The sequence below is a fragment of the Commensalibacter sp. M0355 genome, assembly GCF_016101365.1.
GTDB classification, from domain to species: Bacteria; Pseudomonadota; Alphaproteobacteria; order Acetobacterales; family Acetobacteraceae; genus Commensalibacter; species Commensalibacter melissae.
The window spans coordinates 57,927-78,443 of record NZ_JACFQQ010000004.1 but is presented as its reverse complement, the minus strand read 5'-3'; the positions used below and the strand labels follow the sequence as shown (position 1 = coordinate 78,443).

17 protein-coding genes and 1 tRNA gene are annotated in these 20,517 nt (G+C 37.3%); 3 read left to right on the top strand and 15 right to left on the bottom strand.

Going from position 1 to position 20,517, the window contains the following annotated elements:
* Positions 1-200: 200 nt before the first annotated feature.
* The 14 genes from H3T44_RS07840 to H3T44_RS07770 all read right to left on the bottom strand — a co-directional run bounded on the left by H3T44_RS07840 (position 201) and on the right by H3T44_RS07770 (position 14,659).
* Complete coding sequence (locus H3T44_RS07840; protein ID WP_198196825.1) at positions 201-455, bottom strand: hypothetical protein; 255 nt, start codon at positions 453-455, stop codon at positions 201-203.
* A 95-nt stretch (positions 456-550) separates the two neighbouring features.
* Positions 551-1,657, bottom strand: a complete 1,107-nt coding sequence (locus H3T44_RS07835) for an ImmA/IrrE family metallo-endopeptidase (RefSeq protein ID WP_198196824.1) — start codon at positions 1,655-1,657, stop codon at positions 551-553.
* Complete coding sequence (locus H3T44_RS07830) at positions 1,629-2,279, bottom strand: hypothetical protein (RefSeq protein WP_198196823.1); 651 nt, start codon at positions 2,277-2,279, stop codon at positions 1,629-1,631. Before H3T44_RS07830 ends, H3T44_RS07835 begins: the two co-directional genes overlap by 29 nt.
* A 151-nt stretch (positions 2,280-2,430) precedes the next feature.
* The gene (locus H3T44_RS07825) at positions 2,431-3,801 is read right to left on the bottom strand and encodes a CotH kinase family protein (RefSeq protein WP_198196822.1); all 1,371 of its coding nucleotides are present in this window, start codon (positions 3,799-3,801) and stop codon (positions 2,431-2,433) included.
* Positions 3,794-4,009 carry a hypothetical protein gene (locus H3T44_RS07820; RefSeq protein WP_122123107.1) on the bottom strand — a complete coding sequence of 72 codons (216 nt, stop codon included), beginning with the start codon at positions 4,007-4,009 and terminating at the stop codon, positions 3,794-3,796. Before H3T44_RS07820 ends, H3T44_RS07825 begins: the two co-directional genes overlap by 8 nt.
* Before the next feature lie 101 nt (positions 4,010-4,110).
* Entirely contained in the window at positions 4,111-5,127 is a 1,017-nt protein-coding gene (locus H3T44_RS07815; protein ID WP_198196821.1) for a tail fiber domain-containing protein, read from the bottom strand.
* 1,050 nt (positions 5,128-6,177) lie between these two features.
* Positions 6,178-6,269, bottom strand: a tRNA-Ser gene (locus tag H3T44_RS07805).
* A gap of 93 nt (positions 6,270-6,362) precedes the next feature.
* Positions 6,363-7,814: an Asp-tRNA(Asn)/Glu-tRNA(Gln) amidotransferase subunit GatB gene (gene gatB, locus H3T44_RS07800; protein ID WP_198196819.1), complete on the bottom strand. Its 1,452-nt coding sequence runs from the start codon at positions 7,812-7,814 to the stop codon at positions 6,363-6,365.
* Positions 7,811-9,292 carry an Asp-tRNA(Asn)/Glu-tRNA(Gln) amidotransferase subunit GatA gene (gene gatA, locus H3T44_RS07795; protein ID WP_198196818.1) on the bottom strand — a complete coding sequence of 494 codons (1,482 nt, stop codon included), beginning with the start codon at positions 9,290-9,292 and terminating at the stop codon, positions 7,811-7,813. Before gatA ends, gatB begins: the two co-directional genes overlap by 4 nt.
* Positions 9,292-9,567 (bottom strand): Asp-tRNA(Asn)/Glu-tRNA(Gln) amidotransferase subunit GatC, encoded by a 276-nt coding sequence (gatC, locus tag H3T44_RS07790; RefSeq protein WP_155567744.1) that lies wholly within the window; start codon positions 9,565-9,567, stop codon positions 9,292-9,294. Before gatC ends, gatA begins: the two co-directional genes overlap by 1 nt.
* A gap of 746 nt (positions 9,568-10,313) precedes the next feature.
* A complete protein-coding gene (locus tag H3T44_RS07785) occupies positions 10,314-10,625 on the bottom strand; it encodes a DUF3892 domain-containing protein (RefSeq protein WP_158523895.1) in 312 nt (103 codons plus the stop codon).
* Positions 10,626-12,018: 1,393 nt separating this feature from the next.
* Complete coding sequence (locus H3T44_RS07780; protein WP_198196817.1) at positions 12,019-12,342, bottom strand: YnfA family protein; 324 nt, start codon at positions 12,340-12,342, stop codon at positions 12,019-12,021.
* 9 nt (positions 12,343-12,351) lie between these two features.
* Positions 12,352-12,864 carry a GNAT family N-acetyltransferase gene (locus H3T44_RS07775; protein WP_198196816.1) on the bottom strand — a complete coding sequence of 171 codons (513 nt, stop codon included), beginning with the start codon at positions 12,862-12,864 and terminating at the stop codon, positions 12,352-12,354.
* 169 nt (positions 12,865-13,033) lie between these two features.
* Positions 13,034-14,659, bottom strand: coding sequence for an NAD(P)/FAD-dependent oxidoreductase (locus tag H3T44_RS07770; protein ID WP_198196815.1), 1,626 nt, complete (start codon positions 14,657-14,659; stop codon positions 13,034-13,036).
* Between the two features lie 2,423 nt (positions 14,660-17,082).
* Between H3T44_RS07770 and H3T44_RS07765 the strand changes: the two genes are divergently transcribed.
* The 3 genes from H3T44_RS07765 (at position 17,083) to H3T44_RS07755 (ending at position 19,336) form a co-directional block, all read left to right on the top strand.
* Complete coding sequence (locus H3T44_RS07765) at positions 17,083-17,265, top strand: hypothetical protein (protein WP_198196814.1); 183 nt, start codon at positions 17,083-17,085, stop codon at positions 17,263-17,265.
* A 196-nt stretch (positions 17,266-17,461) separates the two neighbouring features.
* Entirely contained in the window at positions 17,462-18,442 is a 981-nt protein-coding gene (locus H3T44_RS07760) for a cation diffusion facilitator family transporter (protein WP_230873390.1), read from the top strand.
* 21 nt (positions 18,443-18,463) lie between these two features.
* Entirely contained in the window at positions 18,464-19,336 is an 873-nt protein-coding gene (locus H3T44_RS07755; protein ID WP_198185461.1) for a cation diffusion facilitator family transporter, read from the top strand.
* 102 nt (positions 19,337-19,438) lie between these two features.
* Here the strand turns inward: H3T44_RS07755 and H3T44_RS07750 are convergent, their stop codons facing one another.
* Positions 19,439-20,503 carry a WD40 repeat domain-containing protein gene (locus H3T44_RS07750; protein WP_198185462.1) on the bottom strand — a complete coding sequence of 355 codons (1,065 nt, stop codon included), beginning with the start codon at positions 20,501-20,503 and terminating at the stop codon, positions 19,439-19,441.
* Positions 20,504-20,517: the final 14 nt, after the last annotated feature.

Here is a 20,517-nt window from a genome sequence, read left to right as displayed (position 1 = left end):
CATGTCACGCAGGCTTTTGTAATCCAGCAGGTAACGTATGATCTCGCTGTCAGGTTTTAACGCCTTGATCTCGCTGGAAAGCTTTTCCTGTGACTGGGACGTGTAATCCCTCAACGGAGGGCATTCAATCCGGTAGACAACGCGTGGCGATGACGAGCATGCCGCAAGAAAAACCGCCGCGAGTAAAATAATAGGTTTCATCAGAATTTCCCTTTCTCCAGCACATCTTCCAGCTCTTCCTTATTCCCAGGTGAATGATTGGCTGCCTGCCGCATTGCCTGAACAGTCCGAAGGGTCTGCCGGTCATTTTTGATGACTTCATCCTGTGTCCTGATCAGGTTGTTTCTATTTGCGGCCCTTCGGCCTGTCAGGTAAAGCAGTCCCGCCATGATCAACCCTTTCCCTTTCCATAAAAAAGAGCATACGGACTTGATAATGATTATGATATTTTCCATCTGTCTTTCCTTTTCCGGACATAAAAAACCACCCGTTAAGGTGGTTTGGTAAAAAACTAAATGTTTTAAAAATTATCTAAAATTTACATGAGAAATTATGTTGAACCATTTTCTTTAATCATAGCACTCTGAATATCCAATAAGCCAAACGTAAGATTATTAAAATCATGATAGGGAATATTAAGTTTCTTGGATAATTCTTCCTTTGTTATTTTATCTTTCCAAAGCATGGTAAAGATTCTTTCCCACAATAAAGAATATTCACGCTTTACAGGATTGGGTTCCCGCTTTCTATAATTCCTTACCTGCATTTCAATAACTATATTACGGTAATGCCATTCTGATAACAATCCAAGCTGTCGAATACGATAAGCCAAAGCCGCAACTGAAACTTTCCATCTTTGTTTGGCTTTAATTAGGTAATTAATGACCACGCCATTAGGAATACAGGAACGTATATCTTCTTCTGGCATTAAAAAATTACTTGCAAATAAATGAGCCTCTTTCTCGATATCAACAGTAATCCTATCCTGTCCATCTACATGTATGTGGCGATGCAAAACAAGATGCCCTAATTCATGACATAAATTGAATCGAATTCGTTCTGCATTTTTATTTATATTAACAAAAATATAAGGTAATCCATTATTCCAACAGGAAAAAGCATCAATTGCATCTGTATCCTGAGAAAAAGCAAATATTCTTACTCCCTGGGATTCCAATAACTTCATTAAATTTGGTAAAGGATAATTTCCCAATCCCCAATCATAACGTAAACGCTCGGATGCTGACACAGGGTCATAATCACAAGACAGGTCTGGAACCCTGACATCTGGCAAATTGAAATTATTTTGCAACCATTCATCTACAATATAAGCCAATCCTCTTACTGAATAAGCTGCATTCCTGTCTTTTCGAGGAATTGTTGCCTTACTTCTAAAACTTAAATCTTTTATATTCAGGTCTTCTTTATCTTGGTCTTCTTCAATCCCCTCAAAAAAAAATGCTTCTGGAAAATTCAATGCTTTTACCAAAAGTTGAACAGTTTCCTTTTTCGGCTCGTTATTACCTTTTTCGAGACGTGTTAACGTTAAAGATGATACATTGACTAGTTTAGAGAGATCTTTTTTCGTAATATTCCTGCAACTTCTTGCCAAACGCAAACGATACGAATTAAATTGTTTTTCGTTTCCTTGTAACATGAATATTAATATCCCTAGAAAAATCTTTTTCTATTTCTAAATATTTTGAAATTGTAGTTCGATCTTTCTGCACAATAAAAATACGTTCATAAAAATCATTAAAATGACCATTTAATAAAGGCATTGGACGAGATAATTCAGCACTTATTTCTATAAATTCAGATTGATCTTGCACACTTACACAAAAGTACCACATTTCATAATTCTTGGGAATAAATTCTTTTTTTTCAGAATCAAATAGTTCAAACTGTCCATCAAATACTAGTTTATTACTTATGGATTTTTTCGCATGCAATAAACGAGGTTGTCTATATGAATCACATGCATTTTCAACTATTTGAAATATAATTTTTAATTTTTTATCTTTATTCTCTATTAATGCTATATTAGCCTCATCAGATTGTGTCCAACCTGTTTTCCCTATATATATTTCTCTTAATGCTCTTGTGCCATCAAAATACATTCTACCACCTGCCGCTGTTTTTGCATCAGTAGGAACATAATTTAATTTAGCAACTGCTGATTTAAAAACTACCTCTGATAATTCTTCTTGAGTGATATCAAATTCTTTTAAACGTTGAACTACATCAATATCATCTTTATAAATTAATTTTTTGTTCATGTAATTTCCTAATAAAAAATATAAAATATACACCTCATATTTTATTTAAGAAATTAACATGAATCACTAAACATTTGATAAAATTAGATTATTATTTAATTATGTGGTACAATTGATACTAAAATTATTTTACTACTTTATTTATATTTATTTAACAATAATACTTGAATTGCTGATCCAGCCATTGGATACGACGTTTGGCAAAATTCATGATGAAATTTACCGACCATTTCTTGCCATCATCTGAAATGACCTTGCCATTTCCTATTCCAACATCTGCATCCATTGCCCATAATTCAAGATCTTTCCTAATCATATCAGGATTGATGAGATCGGTTGTATCCTTTATGATCCTGTTGAAGGTTTCAGCCGATATCTTTCCCGTGTCTCTCAGATAACGCCATCTCGCCCGTATTTCCGGTGTGAAACTGTTATGGATGGTTTCAAAAAATATCGGATCCTGCCGGTCAAACATCCTGTCCCGTTTCGTCACCCAGCCCATCTTGAAAGGATCAGTATCCCTGGCACTCAGATATCGATCGACAATACCGAATGTCTGATCCTCATCGTAGGGATATATATACATGACACCCGATACCGACGTGGCATTCCAGCTGCATAGCATGAAATTGTTCACCAGACTGTCAGGGGAAAAACAGACCTCGCAGAGCAGGATATAGTCAATGAAACATTCAAGATCGATATATTCCCGATATGTCTCTTTCATGTTCACCCTGCCCGCGATACAGTCCGAAGACCATCGCAGGAATCTTTTCAGGAAACTGACACTGTCATCCGTATTCGGATCGGGCGAGTTTATTTCCCATTCTTGAGGATTGTAGTTCCCGTCTGTCCAGAACGTGTTGGCATGATCGGGCTGGGCAAGAAAATGCCCTGGGTTTGATGAATCAATCAGGTACTGGTCATTGTCATTGTCAGACCTTATTATATACATCCCAAGGAATTCCCCGTCATGATACAGTTCACAGGGAAAACCGGCCGTTGAAAACAGCACTGATGTTCTCATTCCAAGATTGTCCCTGTCATAATAGGAATAGGCGGATTCAGGGGCAAGGCAGCCTTTTTCATCCCTATGAAGATTTCTCCATATTTCCGTGGTGATTGTGTCTCTCAACAGGGTTCTGTCTGCCGCATAACCCTTCAGAACCAGACCATTCAAGGGTGTCCAGTCCCCTATTTTCACCTTTAGTTTTTTACCTGTCTCCGCATTCCTGAACTTTATCTTGAAGTTTTTCTTGGTGGCGTTCAGGCTTGTCTGTCCCTGCAGTTTCCATGTTCCTGTCGAGGAAAACAGAGGTATTGTTCCCTCGAAAATGGAAACACTCATGTCCACACCGTCTTTGCTTGTTGGAATATCTCCCCTGATAGAAACCCTCCATGTTTTGTTCGGTTTCGATATCACGATATAATCCCAGTCACCCGCCGTATTGTCATTTCCATACTGGACAAGGCTGCCGTTATTGACAAATCCTGTTGTGGGTTGTTTAGCTAGATCAGCCATAAATCAGTCTTCCATAAAATTGAGATGTAGCATCGAACATAATTTCCATGATGGTCATTATTGATGCCCTTGTGTCGATAAAAGGTTGCCTGTCCTGCCAGTAAATGGGTGTATCAAATTCAACAACACAATTTCCGTCACCGAATTGTAGCAACACGATAGTCATACGCTGCATCTGGCTTGTTTGCTGACTTGCAAAAGAAATCACGTATATGTTCTACACCTGGACATGATAGGCAATATCATCCTAATCGGGATAATCCAGACTGATGTCTGGTTCCCTACCGAAAATATTGTAGATGGTTGTTATTATTTACCGTTCTTTACCTGTAATGATGCGACCTGTTTTTCCAGTCTGTCGATCTTCTGTTTCATGGATTGTATCAATACGCAAAGTACTTCTTCATATCGCAGGGATTGACGATATGCCTGTTTCCCATTCTCATCCAGAACAGGTTGGTACTCGCTTCTGGTTACAGCTTTCCCGCTGGCATCCTTTTTTCCGGTATCGACCTCAATGTTCCTGAAAACCCTGTCCTGAATCCACATACCGTAATCAGATGGGTTCAGCCCCGCATCTGTCAGAACCCTTTCGACATCCTGGGCAATAAAACCGTTATGCAGACGCGCCTTGTCCTCACCTTTCTCATTGATGGAATCATTCAGTTTGTAGGTATGGATATTCAGATTATAGATTGCATCCAGCAATTTTTGATTGTCTGCATACCTGTCATCGCCAAGGTTGGCAAGAACCTTCTTTTCACTCGCATCAGATGTGACACTTACCGCGGTTTTTGAATAAATGTTGTTCCAGGCATGGTCATTCATGCCAAGATCACTACTTCCATCACTATCCGCATGAAATGCATGCCCCATAAAGGCTTTATAAAATTTATCTTCAGTGGTCCATATGGCTTCTCTCCCAATAATCGTATTATTCAGAACATAATTAAAATAAATTGAATTGACTGGTGCAACAAATGTATTGCCATTCTCGTCAATTTTATGACTAAAAAACAGATTAACGATACCATCATCCTGAATACCGAATATATTTGATTTATTTTTATCCAATATTGTAGGATTACCCGCCGTAAACGCATCTTTTTTATTAAAATAAACTTCTGTGTCAATATCTTTTATTTTTTCGGCAACCTCTTCAACTGAATGCTTGGTATCAACAGATGTTTTGGAAATTCCAACAATCTGGCTAGTTATTTCATCAAGAGATTTAGCCAAAGTTGATAACTTTTGTGATGTGTTCTTTCCATCAGTACAAACAGTACATGCGGAGAGATCCAGATCCTTTGGAGAATGATTAACCATTCAAATATCCTATTAAATTAAATTTTGATCAATAAATTACAGATTCACAACAAGCTGCTGTTTTTAAATTAATTCTTACCGTCAGCGCTTCTCAAATAACTGTCTTCTGTCGGAATCTTGACGTCATATCCACCATCATTACCCACAGGATGACTACAGTTCATATCAAGTATCTTAAAATACAACTATATAAAATGAGATCAGGTTCTTTATTTAAACTTTTTCTTTAGATAAAAACACGAGTGATTGAGCAACTTAATAAGGTGTTGTTATTGTATTTGACACTATTTTTTATTTAACGGTCAAGATTTCTAAAATAATCTCATAGAAAAACCTCTAAAGAAATTTTTGCTACTTTCTTCTTAACGCCAAAACACATAAGTGTTTTTAATGATTTATCTCAAATATAAGCTTTTCTCAATATCTAGCTATATTTTTAACTTTATCCATTAAAATGGATATACCCCAAGATAGAAAAAATATACCTTAATATTAAATGCATTTAAATGTTTAATTATTATAGGTAATGAATGAATCCTATTTTATTTCTCATTACTCCGATGAATAAAAGATTTCCACATCTTTAAACAAAAGAGTTTATCTTTTTTATTAAATTATATTTTAAACACCATATTTAAGAATTGGTTTTTATGATAACCAGATATAAACCACGTTCATAAAGCTTGTTTCTACCTTTTTCCCGATATTTGGCTGTTTTTATGGCTTTATCCGTTAACATCGATATACCCCAGAATATACCCCAATATTAAATGCGTTCAAATGTTTTATAATGTGGGATAATGTTTGGAAATTTACTTAAAAATGCTAGTTTTCTGCGGAAAATATGAGGTACTATTGGATAATGTTTTTTAACTGTCAGAATTAACCTTTGAATCTGTCAACACGATTTGTACCCACTTTCCTTGAATTTGTACCCACTTTTTATCGCATAATCTGTCATGAACTGGCAAGAATATGATAGGTAAATATGGATTTTTTTAGGAAAAACAAGGTATTTGTCAGGAATTGGCAATATTCAACATATGTAACTGGCGGAGGGGATGGGATTCGAACCCACGGTACGGCTTACACCGTACAACGGTTTAGCAAACCGTCGCCTTCAGCCACTCGGCCACCCCTCCGCAAGAAGAGCCTGCCTATCTATAACACGACGTTTGCTTTTACCGTTTCTAATCATTTATTCGAGGACTGTCAATTTCCTTTTTCAATTTTTATCAAGATAAATGCTTTTTTAAAAGCTCATTGACTATTGCGGGATTGGCTTTCCCCTTCATTTCCTTCATAACCTGTCCGACAAAGAAACCAAAAAGCTTGTCTTTACCTGATTTATATTGTTCAACCTTATCTGCATTGACTGACAGAATATCGGCAATCACTTTGTCAATTGCCGTAGTATCCGTTACCTGTCTCAAACCTTTGCGTTCCACGATATCCGCAGGCATATCACCTGTTTCAACCATATCCTCAAAAACCTCCTTGGCAATCTTACCATTGATGGTTTTATCAGCGATCAAGTCCAGCAAAGCACCAATTGCCTCAGCCTTTACAGGACTTTCTTGGATTGACAGACCCTTTTTATTCAGTACGGCAAACAGTTCGCCTGTGACCCAATTGGCGGCCAAACGCCCATCCCGACCCTTTGCAACAATTTCAAAAAAATCGGCAATGTCTTTTTCAGCTACCAGAACATTGGCATCATAACGGGGCAATCCATACTCATTCTGGAAACGGTCTCGTTTTGCATCCGGCAATTCAGTCAGGGTTGCCTTGAGATGGTCAACGTGGGATTGCTCAACGACCAGAGGCAGCAAGTCCGGATCTGGGAAATAACGGTAATCATGGGCGTCTTCCTTGCTGCGCATCGTACGGGTTTCCCCTCTGGCAACATCGAATAAACGGGTTTCCTGATCCACCTCTCCCCCATTTTCATAAATTTCCACATGTCTTTTGGCTTCAATTTCAATTGCCTGCATGACATACCGAATGGAGTTGATATTTTTCAATTCGCAACGCGTACGATATTCCTCACCGGGCTTACGGACAGACACATTCACATCCGCACGCATTGATCCCTCCTCCATATTTCCATCACAAGTACCCAAATAGCGCACAATCGCACGGATTTTGCGTAAGTAGGCACCTGCCTCTTCCGGTGAGCGCATATCCGGCTCACTGACAATCTCCATCAAAGCCACACCAGAGCGATTTAAATCAATACAGGTCTCTTTTGGGGCAAGGTCATGAATGGATTTTCCCGCATCCTGTTCAAGATGCAAACGGGTAATACCAATCTTCTTGACCGTACCGTCATCCAGTTCGATCTCGATTTCACCCTTGCCAACAATAGGATGCGTAAATTGAGAAATCTGGTATCCCTGTGGCAAATCGGCATAAAAATAATTCTTGCGGTCAAAACGGCTTACCAGATTAATCTGGGCATTTAACCCAAATCCTGTACGAATGGCCTGATCAACACATTCACGATTGATGACGGGCAACATACCGGGAAAAGCGGCATCAACAAGACTGACCTGCGTATTGGGTTCACCACCAAAATGCGTGGAGGCACCTGAAAACAATTTGGCCTTACTGATAACCTGGGCATGGACTTCAAGACCAATAACAACTTCCCAGGATCCTGTTGACCCTTCAATCACATAACTCATAGGGAAACTCCAGAACGAATGGCGGGTTTATATGTGAAATTGGCAGCTTTTTCCATTGCTGACCCAACAGCAATCAGGGTCTCCTCATCAAATGGACGACCCAGCAACTGCAAACCCAGGGGAAGACCCTGGTCATTTAACCCGGCCGGCAAGGCCAGACCAGGCACTCCGGCCATACTGGCGGGAACGGTGAAAATATCATTCAGATACATTTGTACGGGATCATCCTGATGTTCACCTTTGGCAAAAGCGGCTGATGGTGCCGTTGGTGTCAAGAGAACATCCACCTTTTCATAGGCATTCATGAAATCCTGATAGATAAGTTTGCGAACCTTCTGCGCCCGGAGATAATAGGCATCGTAATAACCGGCCGACAACACATAAGTACCCATCAAAATACGGCGTTTCACCTCTGTACCAAAACCCTCTCCGCGTGTATTCGCATAGAGTTCCTCAAGACTTTTTCCACTGACACGGCGACCATAGCGCACCCCGTCATAACGGGCCAGATTGGATGAGGCTTCAGCAGGGGCAATGATATAATAGGTGGCCAATCCGTATTTAGTATGAGGCAGGGAAACATCCACGATCTCGCAACCGGCCTCTTTCAACCAGTCAATTCCCTGCTGCCAGATTGCCTCTATTTCAGATGACATGCCAGGAGCGCGATATTCTTCTGGAATACCCACACGCAACCCTTTCAATGAACGGTTACAGGCCGCACGATAATCCGGAACCGCTTTGTCCACGCTTGTGCTGTCTTTTGGATCAAAACCGGCCATTGATTGCAACAAGATTGCACAATCCTCAACGGTTTTTGCCATGGGTCCAGCCTGATCAAGCGAGCTGGCAAAGGCAATAATACCCCAACGACTGCACCGCCCATAGGTTGGCTTGATTCCGGTGATACCGCAATATGCTGCCGGCTGACGAATGGAGCCACCCGTATCCGTTCCGGTTGCCCCCAGAGCCATCCGCGCCGCCACGGCAGCCGCGGAACCACCAGAAGAGCCGCCAGGAACCAGAAACGCATCATCATTTTTGCGTTTCCATGGATTTTCAACGGCACCGAATGCCGAATTCAGGTTGCCGGATCCCATCGCGAATTCATCAAGATTGGTCTTGCCCAAAAAAACGGCTCCATCCCTCAATAAATTCGAGGTCACCGTACTTTCATAGGGTGGAACAAAATTTTCCAAGATACGGCTGGCGGCGGTTGTTGGAATGTCCCTTGTACAAAAAAGATCCTTGATCGCCAAAGGAATACCGGTCAGTACCGGCGCATCCCCCGAAGCCAGTTTTTCATCTGCCACCTTGGCCTGACCAAGGGCGACCTCTTCCGTTACCGTGATATAGGCATTGATCCGGCTGTTTAACTGACCAACCGCTTTCAGATGATCCCGTGTCAATTCCTCCGCGCTGAATTTCTTTTGACGCAGGCCCTCCACCGCGTCTGTAATCGTCATTTCTGTCAGCATTATTCAACCACTTTCGGAACAGCATAAAAATCGGCGATACGTTCTGGAGCATTGGATAAAACAGCCTCACGGCAATTGCCATCGGTAACCTCATCCTCACGCATTCTCAATTGTGCATTTTCTGCCCCAACCATTGGTTCAACCGCGGAAACATCCAGCTCGTTCAACTGCTCAACCCAGTGTATTATACCCCCCAAATCCCGGGCATAGGTTGCCAGTTCTTTTTCCTTGACGGCAAGTGCAGATAATTTAGCGACCCGTTGGACAATCTTCATGTCCAAGGAATCATCCTTTTGCTTATCAGTCAATTCTTCCCTCACAATAGTAATAAAATTTCAAAATGAAAAAATCAATTTTAATCCATCTATATCAAAAGATCAAAACAAACCTTTTTCCCAAATATTCATATTAGCTATTTAAATTGGCCGGATGGGATTACAATATTAAAGGGGGAAAAGAATAACGGTTTGCAGAAACCAGACCGTGCAAAAAGGATAAAAAAAACTGAATGATTTTTTCACTCGATATTCCAGAATCTGATTCAGGAATACCTAATAAGCAAAATCATCCAGCCTGAAATTTATTGATAAAAATATTTCCATTAATGCTAGGTACAAATCCCTTGTATCAATGATAATATTGAATCTATAAATATAAAATTAACGTTAAATAACCTAAGAAATTAAAGTAATAAATTACAATTACATTAAAATCAAATCAAAATTCAGGTAAATTACCTAAATTATCTTTTAGTTACAAAGTTTTTATCACATTCCCAGATTTGTAATTTGACAATATGAGAATGATCAATATTGTAACTTAATGCTGTAAAAATTTAGTTTGTGCATTTACTCATGATAAATACTCCTTAAATTAATGATATTAAATAATACATTATTTCACCGCAACGATCTAATCACAACTGTTTAACATTATAACTAGGTAAAATTAATAAAATTTGCTTAAATGAAAATAACCGATAATGGATAAACTGGATGTATTGGACATATTTACGTGAACATTACAATTCGGGCAAATTTCCCAGATTGTCACGGGTTTCCGGATTGGCATCGGTTCGCAGGAATTTTTCATTTCCAACCATTACAATACCGACATCACCACCCTTTTCCCATTTCCCATCCTCACCTTTGTATTCGGTGATAAAAACCAGGTTCTCATTGTCAATGGCATTAATGATATCAGCCCTTGACCGTATATCCGGGCCGATCAGTTCGGCCCCGATATGTCGCCAGCACTTGAATGCAACGATATGTGAACGTTCATTATTGTATCTTACTTCGGTAATTACGTAATCCACCCATTTATTCATCATAAAATACTCCATAAATATAACGATCTTTAACAATATATTAACTACATGAAACGATCAAATCACGAAATTATCAAATTTTTGTTAGGAGAAATAACATTTGCGCCATTAAACTGAATGGACAATAATAAACGGATTTTAATATATATTTGAAATAACTCATTAAATCGAATTTCAGATATAGAATCTATTCCGACAGGAATAACCTTTTTATCCGCAATAAAGGGAACGGGACAAATTTTAATTCGTTTAAAAAATTATTTGCAAAAGGGAATTTTACACGTATAGTAACAGGAGCATCCGGCGAATAACGCCTTGATGCGGTTGAATAAGATGCTACAACATCTTACCCAACCTAATCATCACAGACCAAGTTTTGAACGGAATCTGCAATGACTGATTTGAATTTATATCACACTGTTAGCCCTTTCGCTATCACCAAAAATAAATTTTATTCAGAAACCAACCCTCTCATTCTGCGGTTTACTGCACATTTGGGGAACAGGTCCGTTTGTTCGCTGGATGCCGCATTTATTTAATTTCCATTAAATTGTTAAGGAGAACCAACGAATGAATTTACCCGTATATTTACCATTTCCATCAGGATTCACGTAAATGGCCGTTCCCTTGCTTAATTGTTTTTAAAATACAAAAATTTTATTTCCCCCGGTTTCATGACCCTGAAAAAGCCAATTTCTACCGGGGGAATATATGAGATATTTCAATAATTTTCAGGTTATTTCCGTATTTTTATAAACAGTGTTATTTTCATTCATGCAAATGTTGTATTGACCAGAATTTTGTCTCCGGATTTTTCCCTTTTCATTTCATAAAATCTTTTTTTCCAAGATTTTTTTTGATAAATCCGACATGATCCTGTCACTGGATAAAATTGAAAATCTGGATATCAGTTCCCATCATTTTTCAATAAAATCTTGTAGTATAAAAGACCCTGTTATTTTTCGATTCCGAAATATTTATTATTGTTTCAAAAACGATCAATTTTTTTTGAAATTTTGCCATTTTATAAAAAAAAACCTTTGTTTTCCAAGCGTTATCTCTTTTATTTTACTAAATTTTATAGGAAAATCATGGGTATCAATATTGACGCAACCGGTCATAAATTGTATAAAAGTCATGTGATTTCATATATTAGCTCATAGTAGTTGGTATTTCATTGTTTGAGTTCAAATTTATAGGCTGATTTTTTCATCGAGAAATTTCTTATAACTGAATTCATTAATAACCTTTTGTGAAATATCTTTTATTACGTTGATATTTATTTTAAGCACTTTTTTACCCAGGCATTTTATTATTATTTGCCTGGGATTTTTTTAAATTTCGATATTCAACCCACTTTGTCCCAAAACCACATTCCATTGATCCCTGCGATTGATCATCCCCTGGGCATGAACAAGATAATGAATACTCCAGCCAAACAAATCAGCATTCCCAGAATATCCCACCGATCCGGTCGTGTATTTTCAACAATCCATAACCAGAACAGGGAACATAAAATATAAATTCCACCATATACAGCATAGGCACGCCCCGCCAGATCAACCTCCACCAACGTCAGCATCAGGGCAAAAAATGCCAAACTGGCCATTCCGGGTACGAGCCACAAGGGCGACTTCCCCAACCGTGCCCATACCCAAAAAGAAAAGCAACCGGCAATCTCGGCAAAGGCCGCAATACAATAAAAAAACAGGGATTTCATAAAATTATCCTACTCCTGAGGAATGCCAATCAGAAGTTTTTCCATATAAATTGCATCCTGACCATAGGTCATCAATTTACTCTGCAACTTTTCGGGGGGAACAATTGCCTCAAATCCCTGTTTCTGCCAAAAACGGAAGGAATCCTGAATGGAAACAAGGGATACATGACGGAATTTTTTCTTATGAGCAATATTCATGAATTGCCGCACCAAAATACATCCAACTTTCAGCCCTCTTGATTCTGGATGAACGGCCAAATCATGCAGATAAAGGCAATCTGCCCCTCCTGCCAAATCGCAAGCTTCGCTATCCAGGGCGGGAGCTTCACCCGACATGACGGGAATGGCCAGCAAATACCCCCTGACCATATCTCGCTCTTTCACCACAAAACAGGTATCAGGACTGGCAATGATTTTTGAAGCCATAGAAAGCCGTGATTCAGGCTCAATCGCATAATAACATAACATTTGAATGGCCATTATCTGATCAAGATCAGCCAATTGAGCGGCATGAATTTTCATTATGCAGATTTCTTTCCTTTATTGTCTTATCATTTCCATCGTCCGACTTTAACCCAATATTCAAAAATCATCAAAGTGAACATTGAAACATTAATTATGAAGGTTGCAAAGATGAATCCGGATCACATCCCAAACCAACAGTTTGTCTGTAGGGATGTAATCCCCGGATCTACTGATGATTGTCGTGGATATTCTGGGCAACTTTTTCAGCAATCTTTATCCCGTCAATGGCCGCAGACATGATACCGCCCGCATATCCAGCCCCCTCTCCCGCAGGATAAAGTCCGGAAGTATTGACACTTTGCCCATCATCCATTCTTGGAATACGAACTGGCGAGGATGTTCGCGTTTCCACACCAGTCATTACAGCATCAGCAAAATTGAATCCGGACAATTTACGATTAAATACAGGTAATGCCTCCCGTATTCCATTGATAACAAATGAAGGCAATATCTCCGCAAGATCATCGGGTTCCACCCCCGGTTTATAAGAGGGAACAACCGAACCTAATGTCCGGGTTGCCCTTCCAAGCAAAAAATCCTCCACCCGCTGAACCGGCGCTTTATAATTCGCACCCCCCAGCTGAAAGGCTTTCCGCTCCAGATCTCTCTGGAAGGCAATACCCGCCAGAGGATGGCCTGCATAATCCCGTTCCGGCTTAACACCCACCACGATTGCAGCATTGGCATTTCTTTCCGTCCTAGAATACTGGCTCATTCCGTTTGTCACTATTCCCCCCTCTTCCGAGGCCGCCGCAATCACCGTTCCCCCCGGACACATACAAAAGGAATAAACCCCCCGTTTGTCTGCATCATGATACACCAATTTATAATCGGCCGCCCCCAACAGCTGATGTCCCGCCTGTGAACCAAAACGGGCCTTATCAATCAGGGTTTGCGGATGCTCAATTCTGACACCAACAGAAAAAGGTTTTGCCTGAATCTCCACGCCATCCTCATAAAGGGTATACATCATCTCCCGCGCACTGTGTCCAGTCGCAAGAATAATGTGATTTGTCTGTATTTCCTGCCCATCCACCAATCGAACCCCGACAATCTGGCGATTTTTATTCATCAAAATCTTTTGCACATAAGTATTAAACCGGTACTGACCACCAAAAGATTCTATTTCCTGACGAATTTTCTCAACCATACTGACCAACCGAAACGTACCAATATGAGGTTTGGATACGTAAAGAATTTCCTCTGGCGCACCTGCCCTGACAAATTCTGTCAAGACCTTGTAACCATAATGATACGGATCACTGATCTGCGTATGAAGTTTGCCATCGGAAAAGGTTCCCGCACCTCCCTCTCCATATTGGACATTGCTGTCAGGATTGAATTTTGACTGACGCCAAAATGCAAAAGTATCGACCGTTCTTTCCCTGACCGCTTTCCCACGTTCAAGAATCAAAGGACGCAAACCCATCTGTGCCAGTAACAATCCCGCCATAAACCCGCAAGGCCCCGCACCAATAACGATAGGACGAACATAGCTGGCCTGACTAGCAATTTTTTCACCAGTCTGCCGGGACATCACGAACTGATACCGAACCTCTGGTGTTTTTGATAAATTGCGATCCAAGGAATGATTGCGTAAAAATTCCTCTTCATTATCAATGGAACAGTCAATGGTATACACCAGTTGAATGTCCCCCCGTCGGCGTGCATCATATCCCCGCCTTATTACCTGATACTCGCTGGGAAACTGTTTTAGACGATTATACAAGGCCTGTTTCAAATCTGCTTCATCATGATCCAAGGGCAGTTTCACTTCTGTAACTCTAATCATCTTTAAAACCAGATTTTCTTTTCATCCTAATTGTTCTTATCCTCTTAAATCCCCGATTGCAGGATGTCGCTGTTTATATCCTGAATAATCCCTAAAAGACAATCATTAAAATAGGATTCAAATACCCATATTCAATACAATTTCCATAGATTGACAAAACAGGGAAATGACCAATCAAAGACACAAAGTCCTCCATCCACACTTTACATCAAACATTATGTCATAATGTATCGAAATATTTATGCTGTCCATAATAATAATTCATTATACATATCAACAATCTTGTCATATAAATAATGATTAATTGACTTAATTAAATTGTAATTAAGTCAATAGCTATATAAACATAATAATAAAAAAGTTTTTAAAATGAAATTTTATAATCCCCGTTAATTCTCCATACCAAATACACAAAATAAAAATTATAGTAATGCTTTATTTTTACAAATAATAAATCTTATTATCACTATAGTTTAATTATAATTTTTCTATAAAATAGATAAATGAAAAAATAAAATTCTTATCTATTTATAAAAAAGACTTCCATTTTATTTATGGAATAAAATTCGCAATATTTCTTGACTTTAATTGAGTATACATAATATGTAGTTATTGTTTTATGAAAATTAATCATGAAGTTTTTATAAAAATCACGTTATCATTCCAGTTATTTAAAATTTCTTGTACATTTTTTTAATATACCCTAGAATAAATTCACTATCATCAAGTAACATATATGTAAATAATAAATAATTATGCATATAGGTTAGAAAAAAATAAGATAAAACCAAAATCTCGAATCGAATATTATTTTACCAATTCTTTATGCAAAAATTACATTTCAATAAAGGAATAATAAACTTGGGAAAAACCAACTTTAAAAAACCTTGATTTTAATGAATATTGTTCAAATATAATATTTTATATATGAAATTGTTAATAACATTGAATAAATTTAATAATCTTATTTTTACATGGACAAAAAAAATAAGTTTCATAAATCCAATTTTCTTTGTATATTTGTAATCAGCATTCGACAGATAGTGTCGAAGCGGCCGGATCAGATGCTGCAACATACTGACCCGACCTAATCATAACAGAAGAGGAATTTCTGCAATGACTGTCTGTGATATTTATCATATTTTATATGATAAGACTATGGTTTTTATTACCATGTGGAAAAAAGTCAGCTTTGTTTTGGTAATGATTACTTGTACAAAGGGTGGAAACATTTATCTGTTGAATGCTATTTGGCAGTTAATTCGTAAATGTAGTGATTTAACCATGATAATAAAATGTAATATAAAACATTTATCTTTTAATTGATTCAACATAAATCTTCTATATAGTAAAATATTTTATTAACTTCATTTTAAATATTTTATTTTGACTGTCCAGTTTTACATTTTAGTTTAAAAGGAGAATAGAAAAAATATTTTATATTAATCAATTATAATTTGCTTCTGCATTTTTAGAAATAAGGAAGCCTGAAAAGTAACATTCTTTAATTTATTTTCATATTGTTTCGGTTTGTTTTTTCTAAACTTGCATATTATTAACGTTGTCGAAGTCTTTAATTTAGAAAAAACAAACCAAACTGTATTTTTTAAATCAAATTAATGAATTGGTAAACCATATAAAATCAGTGATTTTGTTATTTTTATAAAACTTTTCGTGAGGCTCAATATTATATTTTATTTTATTTAATTATCCTCGCTACTATAAACCATATATTGGCACTAAAAAATTGATATACATGATTTATTCAATATAAAACTATTAAAAAAAGACTGAAAATAATTTATTTTCAGTCTTTAATAAAGTTAGTCTTTCAGGAAGTTTACAACATTTAAGGAGAGGTATCAAAAACTTAAATGATAAAACATCATATAATTTCAAAAGCAACCTATTACAAGTAACATTTTCTTAAGCTAGAACCATATCTTATATCTTTCTTTCAAAAACGTTAATAACATTATTCTAGATATACCTTCCCTCAATAATTATTTATAATTTTTATACTCTTTTTTTATTTGGCGCTTATAGTCTAATTTCTTTACCTACCCATGCTTCCACTGATTTTCAGATATTTCCCATCCATTTGAAAATCACAAAAATAAATTCAAAGGGAGCATCTAAGCCTATAAATATTATTATCATTTTTTGTACCAAACCAATTTCCTGATGGTAACAGTTATATAATTCTACCAAAGAGAAAGATAATTTCTGTTTATGGAAATATTGCAACTGTAAATCTTTCTTTCCCTGAGATGAAAAACTGGTCTATGAGAAGTATAATCGCAGTTTATAAACAACAATGTCGTACAATAGCTTTTCCTAATCATAATGGTCAAATTTTTTAATGACAAGATTCCTAATAAAGTTCCCTATGACCAACCTCACAAGTAATAGCCCAGACCTTGATGACCGCTCATGGAAAAGATTCTGCCATTCAACAAATTTCTGATAATAATCAACTACCTGTTCACATCGAGGCGGGTAATTGCGTTGTTCATTCTTTTATAAATAATAGTGATAAGGAATACTATCATTGTGGTTACGTTAACGAAGAAACACAAATTTTCTTAACATTCATTCCCGATTAATATTTGGATTTTTTTATAATAAACAAAACACAGTATTTACATATAAAACCAATTTAAAACTTGATTGTCAGATTTGATATAATTTAGATAAATTTTTAAAAATAAAATTAGGCTAATCAAATTAATTTTTTTATAATAAGCGTTTAACAATATGGTTAATCTTATTTTATAACTAAAAAATTATAGGGATTTAATCTTGAGCAATTTGGATCATTCCACGCATGACATGCATCAATTCAATCATTCCCACTTGCATGATCATGCACATGAACATATCCACGGTCATCACCATCATGTTCCACAATCTTTTGGCAAGGCCTTTGCTCTAGGAATTAGCCTTAACTTAATTTATATTTGTGCCGAAACCATATGGGGCATTTTTGCCAATTCCCTAGCCTTAATTGCTGATGCCGGTCATAATCTATCAGATGTTTTTGCCTTGGCCACCGCTTGGGGGGCCTCATATTTAAGCAAAAAAAAACCCTCTCCCAATTTTACCTACGGATATCGTCGAACCTCTATCTTGGCTTCTTTAAGTAATGCAATTTTATTGCTTATTGTTACAGGAGGAATTATCTGGGAATCAATTGAACGCTTTTACAAACCTGCAACTGTTACAGGTAAAACAGTAATTTTAGTCGCCTTACTCGGTGTTGTTATAAATGGAATAACCGCATTAATGTTCCATTCCGGACAAAAAGAGGATCTTAATATTAAGGGCGCCTTTTTGCACATGGCCTATGACGCCCTTTTATCGTTGAGTGTTGCCGGGGCAGGGATTATTATTTTTTTCACCCATTGGAATATGCTTGATCCCATTACCAGCTTGATTGTCGCTGCAATAATTATTTGGGGAACTTGGTCTTTATTGAAAGATTCAGTTACACTTGCCATGGACGGTGTCCCAAGCAATGTTGACGCTTTCGCCGTGGAAACCTATTTACGCTCCCTTCCCAATATCATTGATTTACATGATCTACACATCTGGGCTTTAAGTACAACAGAAACCGCCCTAACCGTTCATTTGGTCAGTAATACCAATCAACATTCTGACCAGTTTCTGAATATGGTTGCACAACGCCTCAAGGAAAAATTTAGAATTAATCATTCAACTTTCCAGATCGAACAAAAAAATGAAGCCAGTTTTTGCAATCTGGCGGACATTAATACTGTTTAACCTTAAACTTATAATTACTTTATGATCTTTAAAATAATAAAGAATAAGAAAATCCTATTTAGTCTTGGGAGTTTTCTGGTTAGTCTTGTAGTTTTTTTTCTTAAATATCTGGCATGGAAAACAACACTCAGTGTTGCTTTTTATTCTGACATGCTTGAAACAACAATCAATGTGTTAGCCGCTATTTTTGAAATATTCGCAATCACCATTTCGACCCAACCAGCCGATAAAAACCATACTTATGGACACTATAAAGCCGAATATATTTCTGCCGCCGCCGAGGGTTTATTAGTAATAATAACATCAATTTTAATTTTTTACGAAGCCTGGCAAGGATGGAAAAATCCCCAATTTCCCATGGCGCCTTTAAAAGGAATTATTCTAAATGGAACAGCTGGGCTTGTTAATCTATTCTGGGCAATAACACTTATTCGTGTAGGTAAAAAATATTTTTCTGCAGTCCTTATAGCAGGTGGACAGCATGTTCTTTCCGATGTATGGACAACTATCGGATTAATTGTAGGTTTAACACTTATTCCAATGTTTCAATGGGCTGCACTTGATGCCCTCATGGGCTTTTTCATTGCTATTAATATTTTACGTATAGGCTTTGGCATCATAAAAAATTCTATTAATGGCTTGATGGATAAAGCTCCTGACCCTCAAACCATTTCCAGTATTTATAAAATAATTCAAGCAAATGCCCCTGAAGCAAAAGAATTCCATATGGTCCGTTTTCGTCAGGTTGGCAATTTGATTTTTATTGATTTTCATTTGGTTGTGTCTGGAGACATGAGAGTGAAAGAAGCCCATAAGATATGTGATCGTATTGAACACGCTTTACAAAAAGTAATTGGAAATGTTTCAATAAACATTCATGTGGAACCAGAATAATTTTTTTAAATTCTGATCAACTACTTGTTCTGAAACATGATATCTCATCCATATAAATAAATCCTGGACAGAAAAAAGGATATGGATGATTATTTTTTACAACTATTTTTTTTCAGATAAATCAATTAGAATAATATAGCCATCATCAGTGCCAATATTTAATAAACTGCCTTCTTTATTAAATTGTAAAGCCGTAATTTCTCCAATGGGTTTTTTAGATCCTAAATTTACCGGAACAACTTTCTCGTCGCTGATTCCGATTAATAATATACTACCATCCAAAAATCCAGCAGCAACCATATCATAGGTAGGATGACATGCCACTACCATACAACAACTTCCAGGAATACCAGGCAATTCCACAGGAGGTTTTCCCATTGGACCGCCTCCAAAAAACTGCCATAAAACCACCGGTTCAGCTCCACTGGTTGCCAACCATTTTCCATCAGATGAAAAATTTAGAGATTTTACTTTGGTTGGGTATCCACTCATTCGCATATTGTGTCCGTCTGAAATACGCCAACCATGTAAATCATGATCTTGCATTGATGTTACCAACGCCTCTTCTTTAGGATGTAAAGTGATCCCTGTATGACTACCTTTCCATGTAAAATCCTTAATTTTTACAGGATTTTTATAATCAGCAGACCATAAAGTGGCACCATTATAATAAGAACTGGCTATTTTTGCACCATCCAAACTGAAAACCAAATCACTAACTCCAGAAGAATGTTCAAAAATTCTATATGGCTCTGTAAAATTATCTTTATATAAATGAATTTCTTTTCCTGTAATAAAAGCGATTTTATTTTGTTTCCTTTCCTTATCAGTCCAAGAAACGATTTTATCAATCCAACGTCTGGATTTTAATAATTGTTGAGGTTCCTTCCCGGGAATGATTCTTATTAGTTTATTATCATCACCAGAAGTAACAAAACCTGAAAAGGTCAAATCTTGTGATAAAGATAAAATCCCTCCATCATGAGGTTGAACTTTATACCAATAATCTGGATCATTATTGTGAATCAAAGGAATAATCCACAAATCTCCATCTGCCGTTGCAAAAGCACTATACTGTTCATCCCAAGATGTAGCACAGGCGATAATCGTGCCTTCCACTTTTTTAAAAGAACCCCGACTTTCGATTAATTGTAACGGCTGATTCATTCCATACTTTCCAG

Bases quoted from the DNA above. Each gene is read 5' to 3' on its own strand.
- H3T44_RS07765 (WP_198196814.1), top strand. From the start codon at position 17,083: ATGACCGCTCATGGAAAAGATTCTGCCATTCAACAAATTTCTGATAAT.
- gatB (WP_198196819.1), bottom strand. From the start codon at position 7,814: ATGAGTTATGTGATTGAAGGGTCAACAGGATCCTGGGAAGTTGTTATT.
- gatA (WP_198196818.1), bottom strand. From the start codon at position 9,292: ATGCTGACAGAAATGACGATTACAGACGCGGTGGAGGGCCTGCGTCAA.
- H3T44_RS07750 (WP_198185462.1), bottom strand. From the start codon at position 20,503: ATGAATCAGCCGTTACAATTAATCGAAAGTCGGGGTTCTTTTAAAAAA.
- H3T44_RS07780 (WP_198196817.1), bottom strand. From the start codon at position 12,342: ATGAAATCCCTGTTTTTTTATTGTATTGCGGCCTTTGCCGAGATTGCC.
- H3T44_RS07775 (WP_198196816.1), bottom strand. From the start codon at position 12,864: ATGAAAATTCATGCCGCTCAATTGGCTGATCTTGATCAGATAATGGCC.
- H3T44_RS07835 (WP_198196824.1), bottom strand. From the start codon at position 1,657: ATGTTACAAGGAAACGAAAAACAATTTAATTCGTATCGTTTGCGTTTG.
- H3T44_RS07815 (WP_198196821.1), bottom strand. From the start codon at position 5,127: ATGGTTAATCATTCTCCAAAGGATCTGGATCTCTCCGCATGTACTGTT.
- H3T44_RS07840 (WP_198196825.1), bottom strand. From the start codon at position 455: ATGGAAAATATCATAATCATTATCAAGTCCGTATGCTCTTTTTTATGG.
- H3T44_RS07785 (WP_158523895.1), bottom strand. From the start codon at position 10,625: ATGATGAATAAATGGGTGGATTACGTAATTACCGAAGTAAGATACAAT.
- H3T44_RS07830 (WP_198196823.1), bottom strand. From the start codon at position 2,279: ATGAACAAAAAATTAATTTATAAAGATGATATTGATGTAGTTCAACGT.
- H3T44_RS07755 (WP_198185461.1), top strand. From the start codon at position 18,464: ATGATCTTTAAAATAATAAAGAATAAGAAAATCCTATTTAGTCTTGGG.
- H3T44_RS07770 (WP_198196815.1), bottom strand. From the start codon at position 14,659: ATGATTAGAGTTACAGAAGTGAAACTGCCCTTGGATCATGATGAAGCA.
- H3T44_RS07825 (WP_198196822.1), bottom strand. From the start codon at position 3,801: ATGGCTGATCTAGCTAAACAACCCACAACAGGATTTGTCAATAACGGC.
- gatC (WP_155567744.1), bottom strand. From the start codon at position 9,567: ATGAAGATTGTCCAACGGGTCGCTAAATTATCTGCACTTGCCGTCAAG.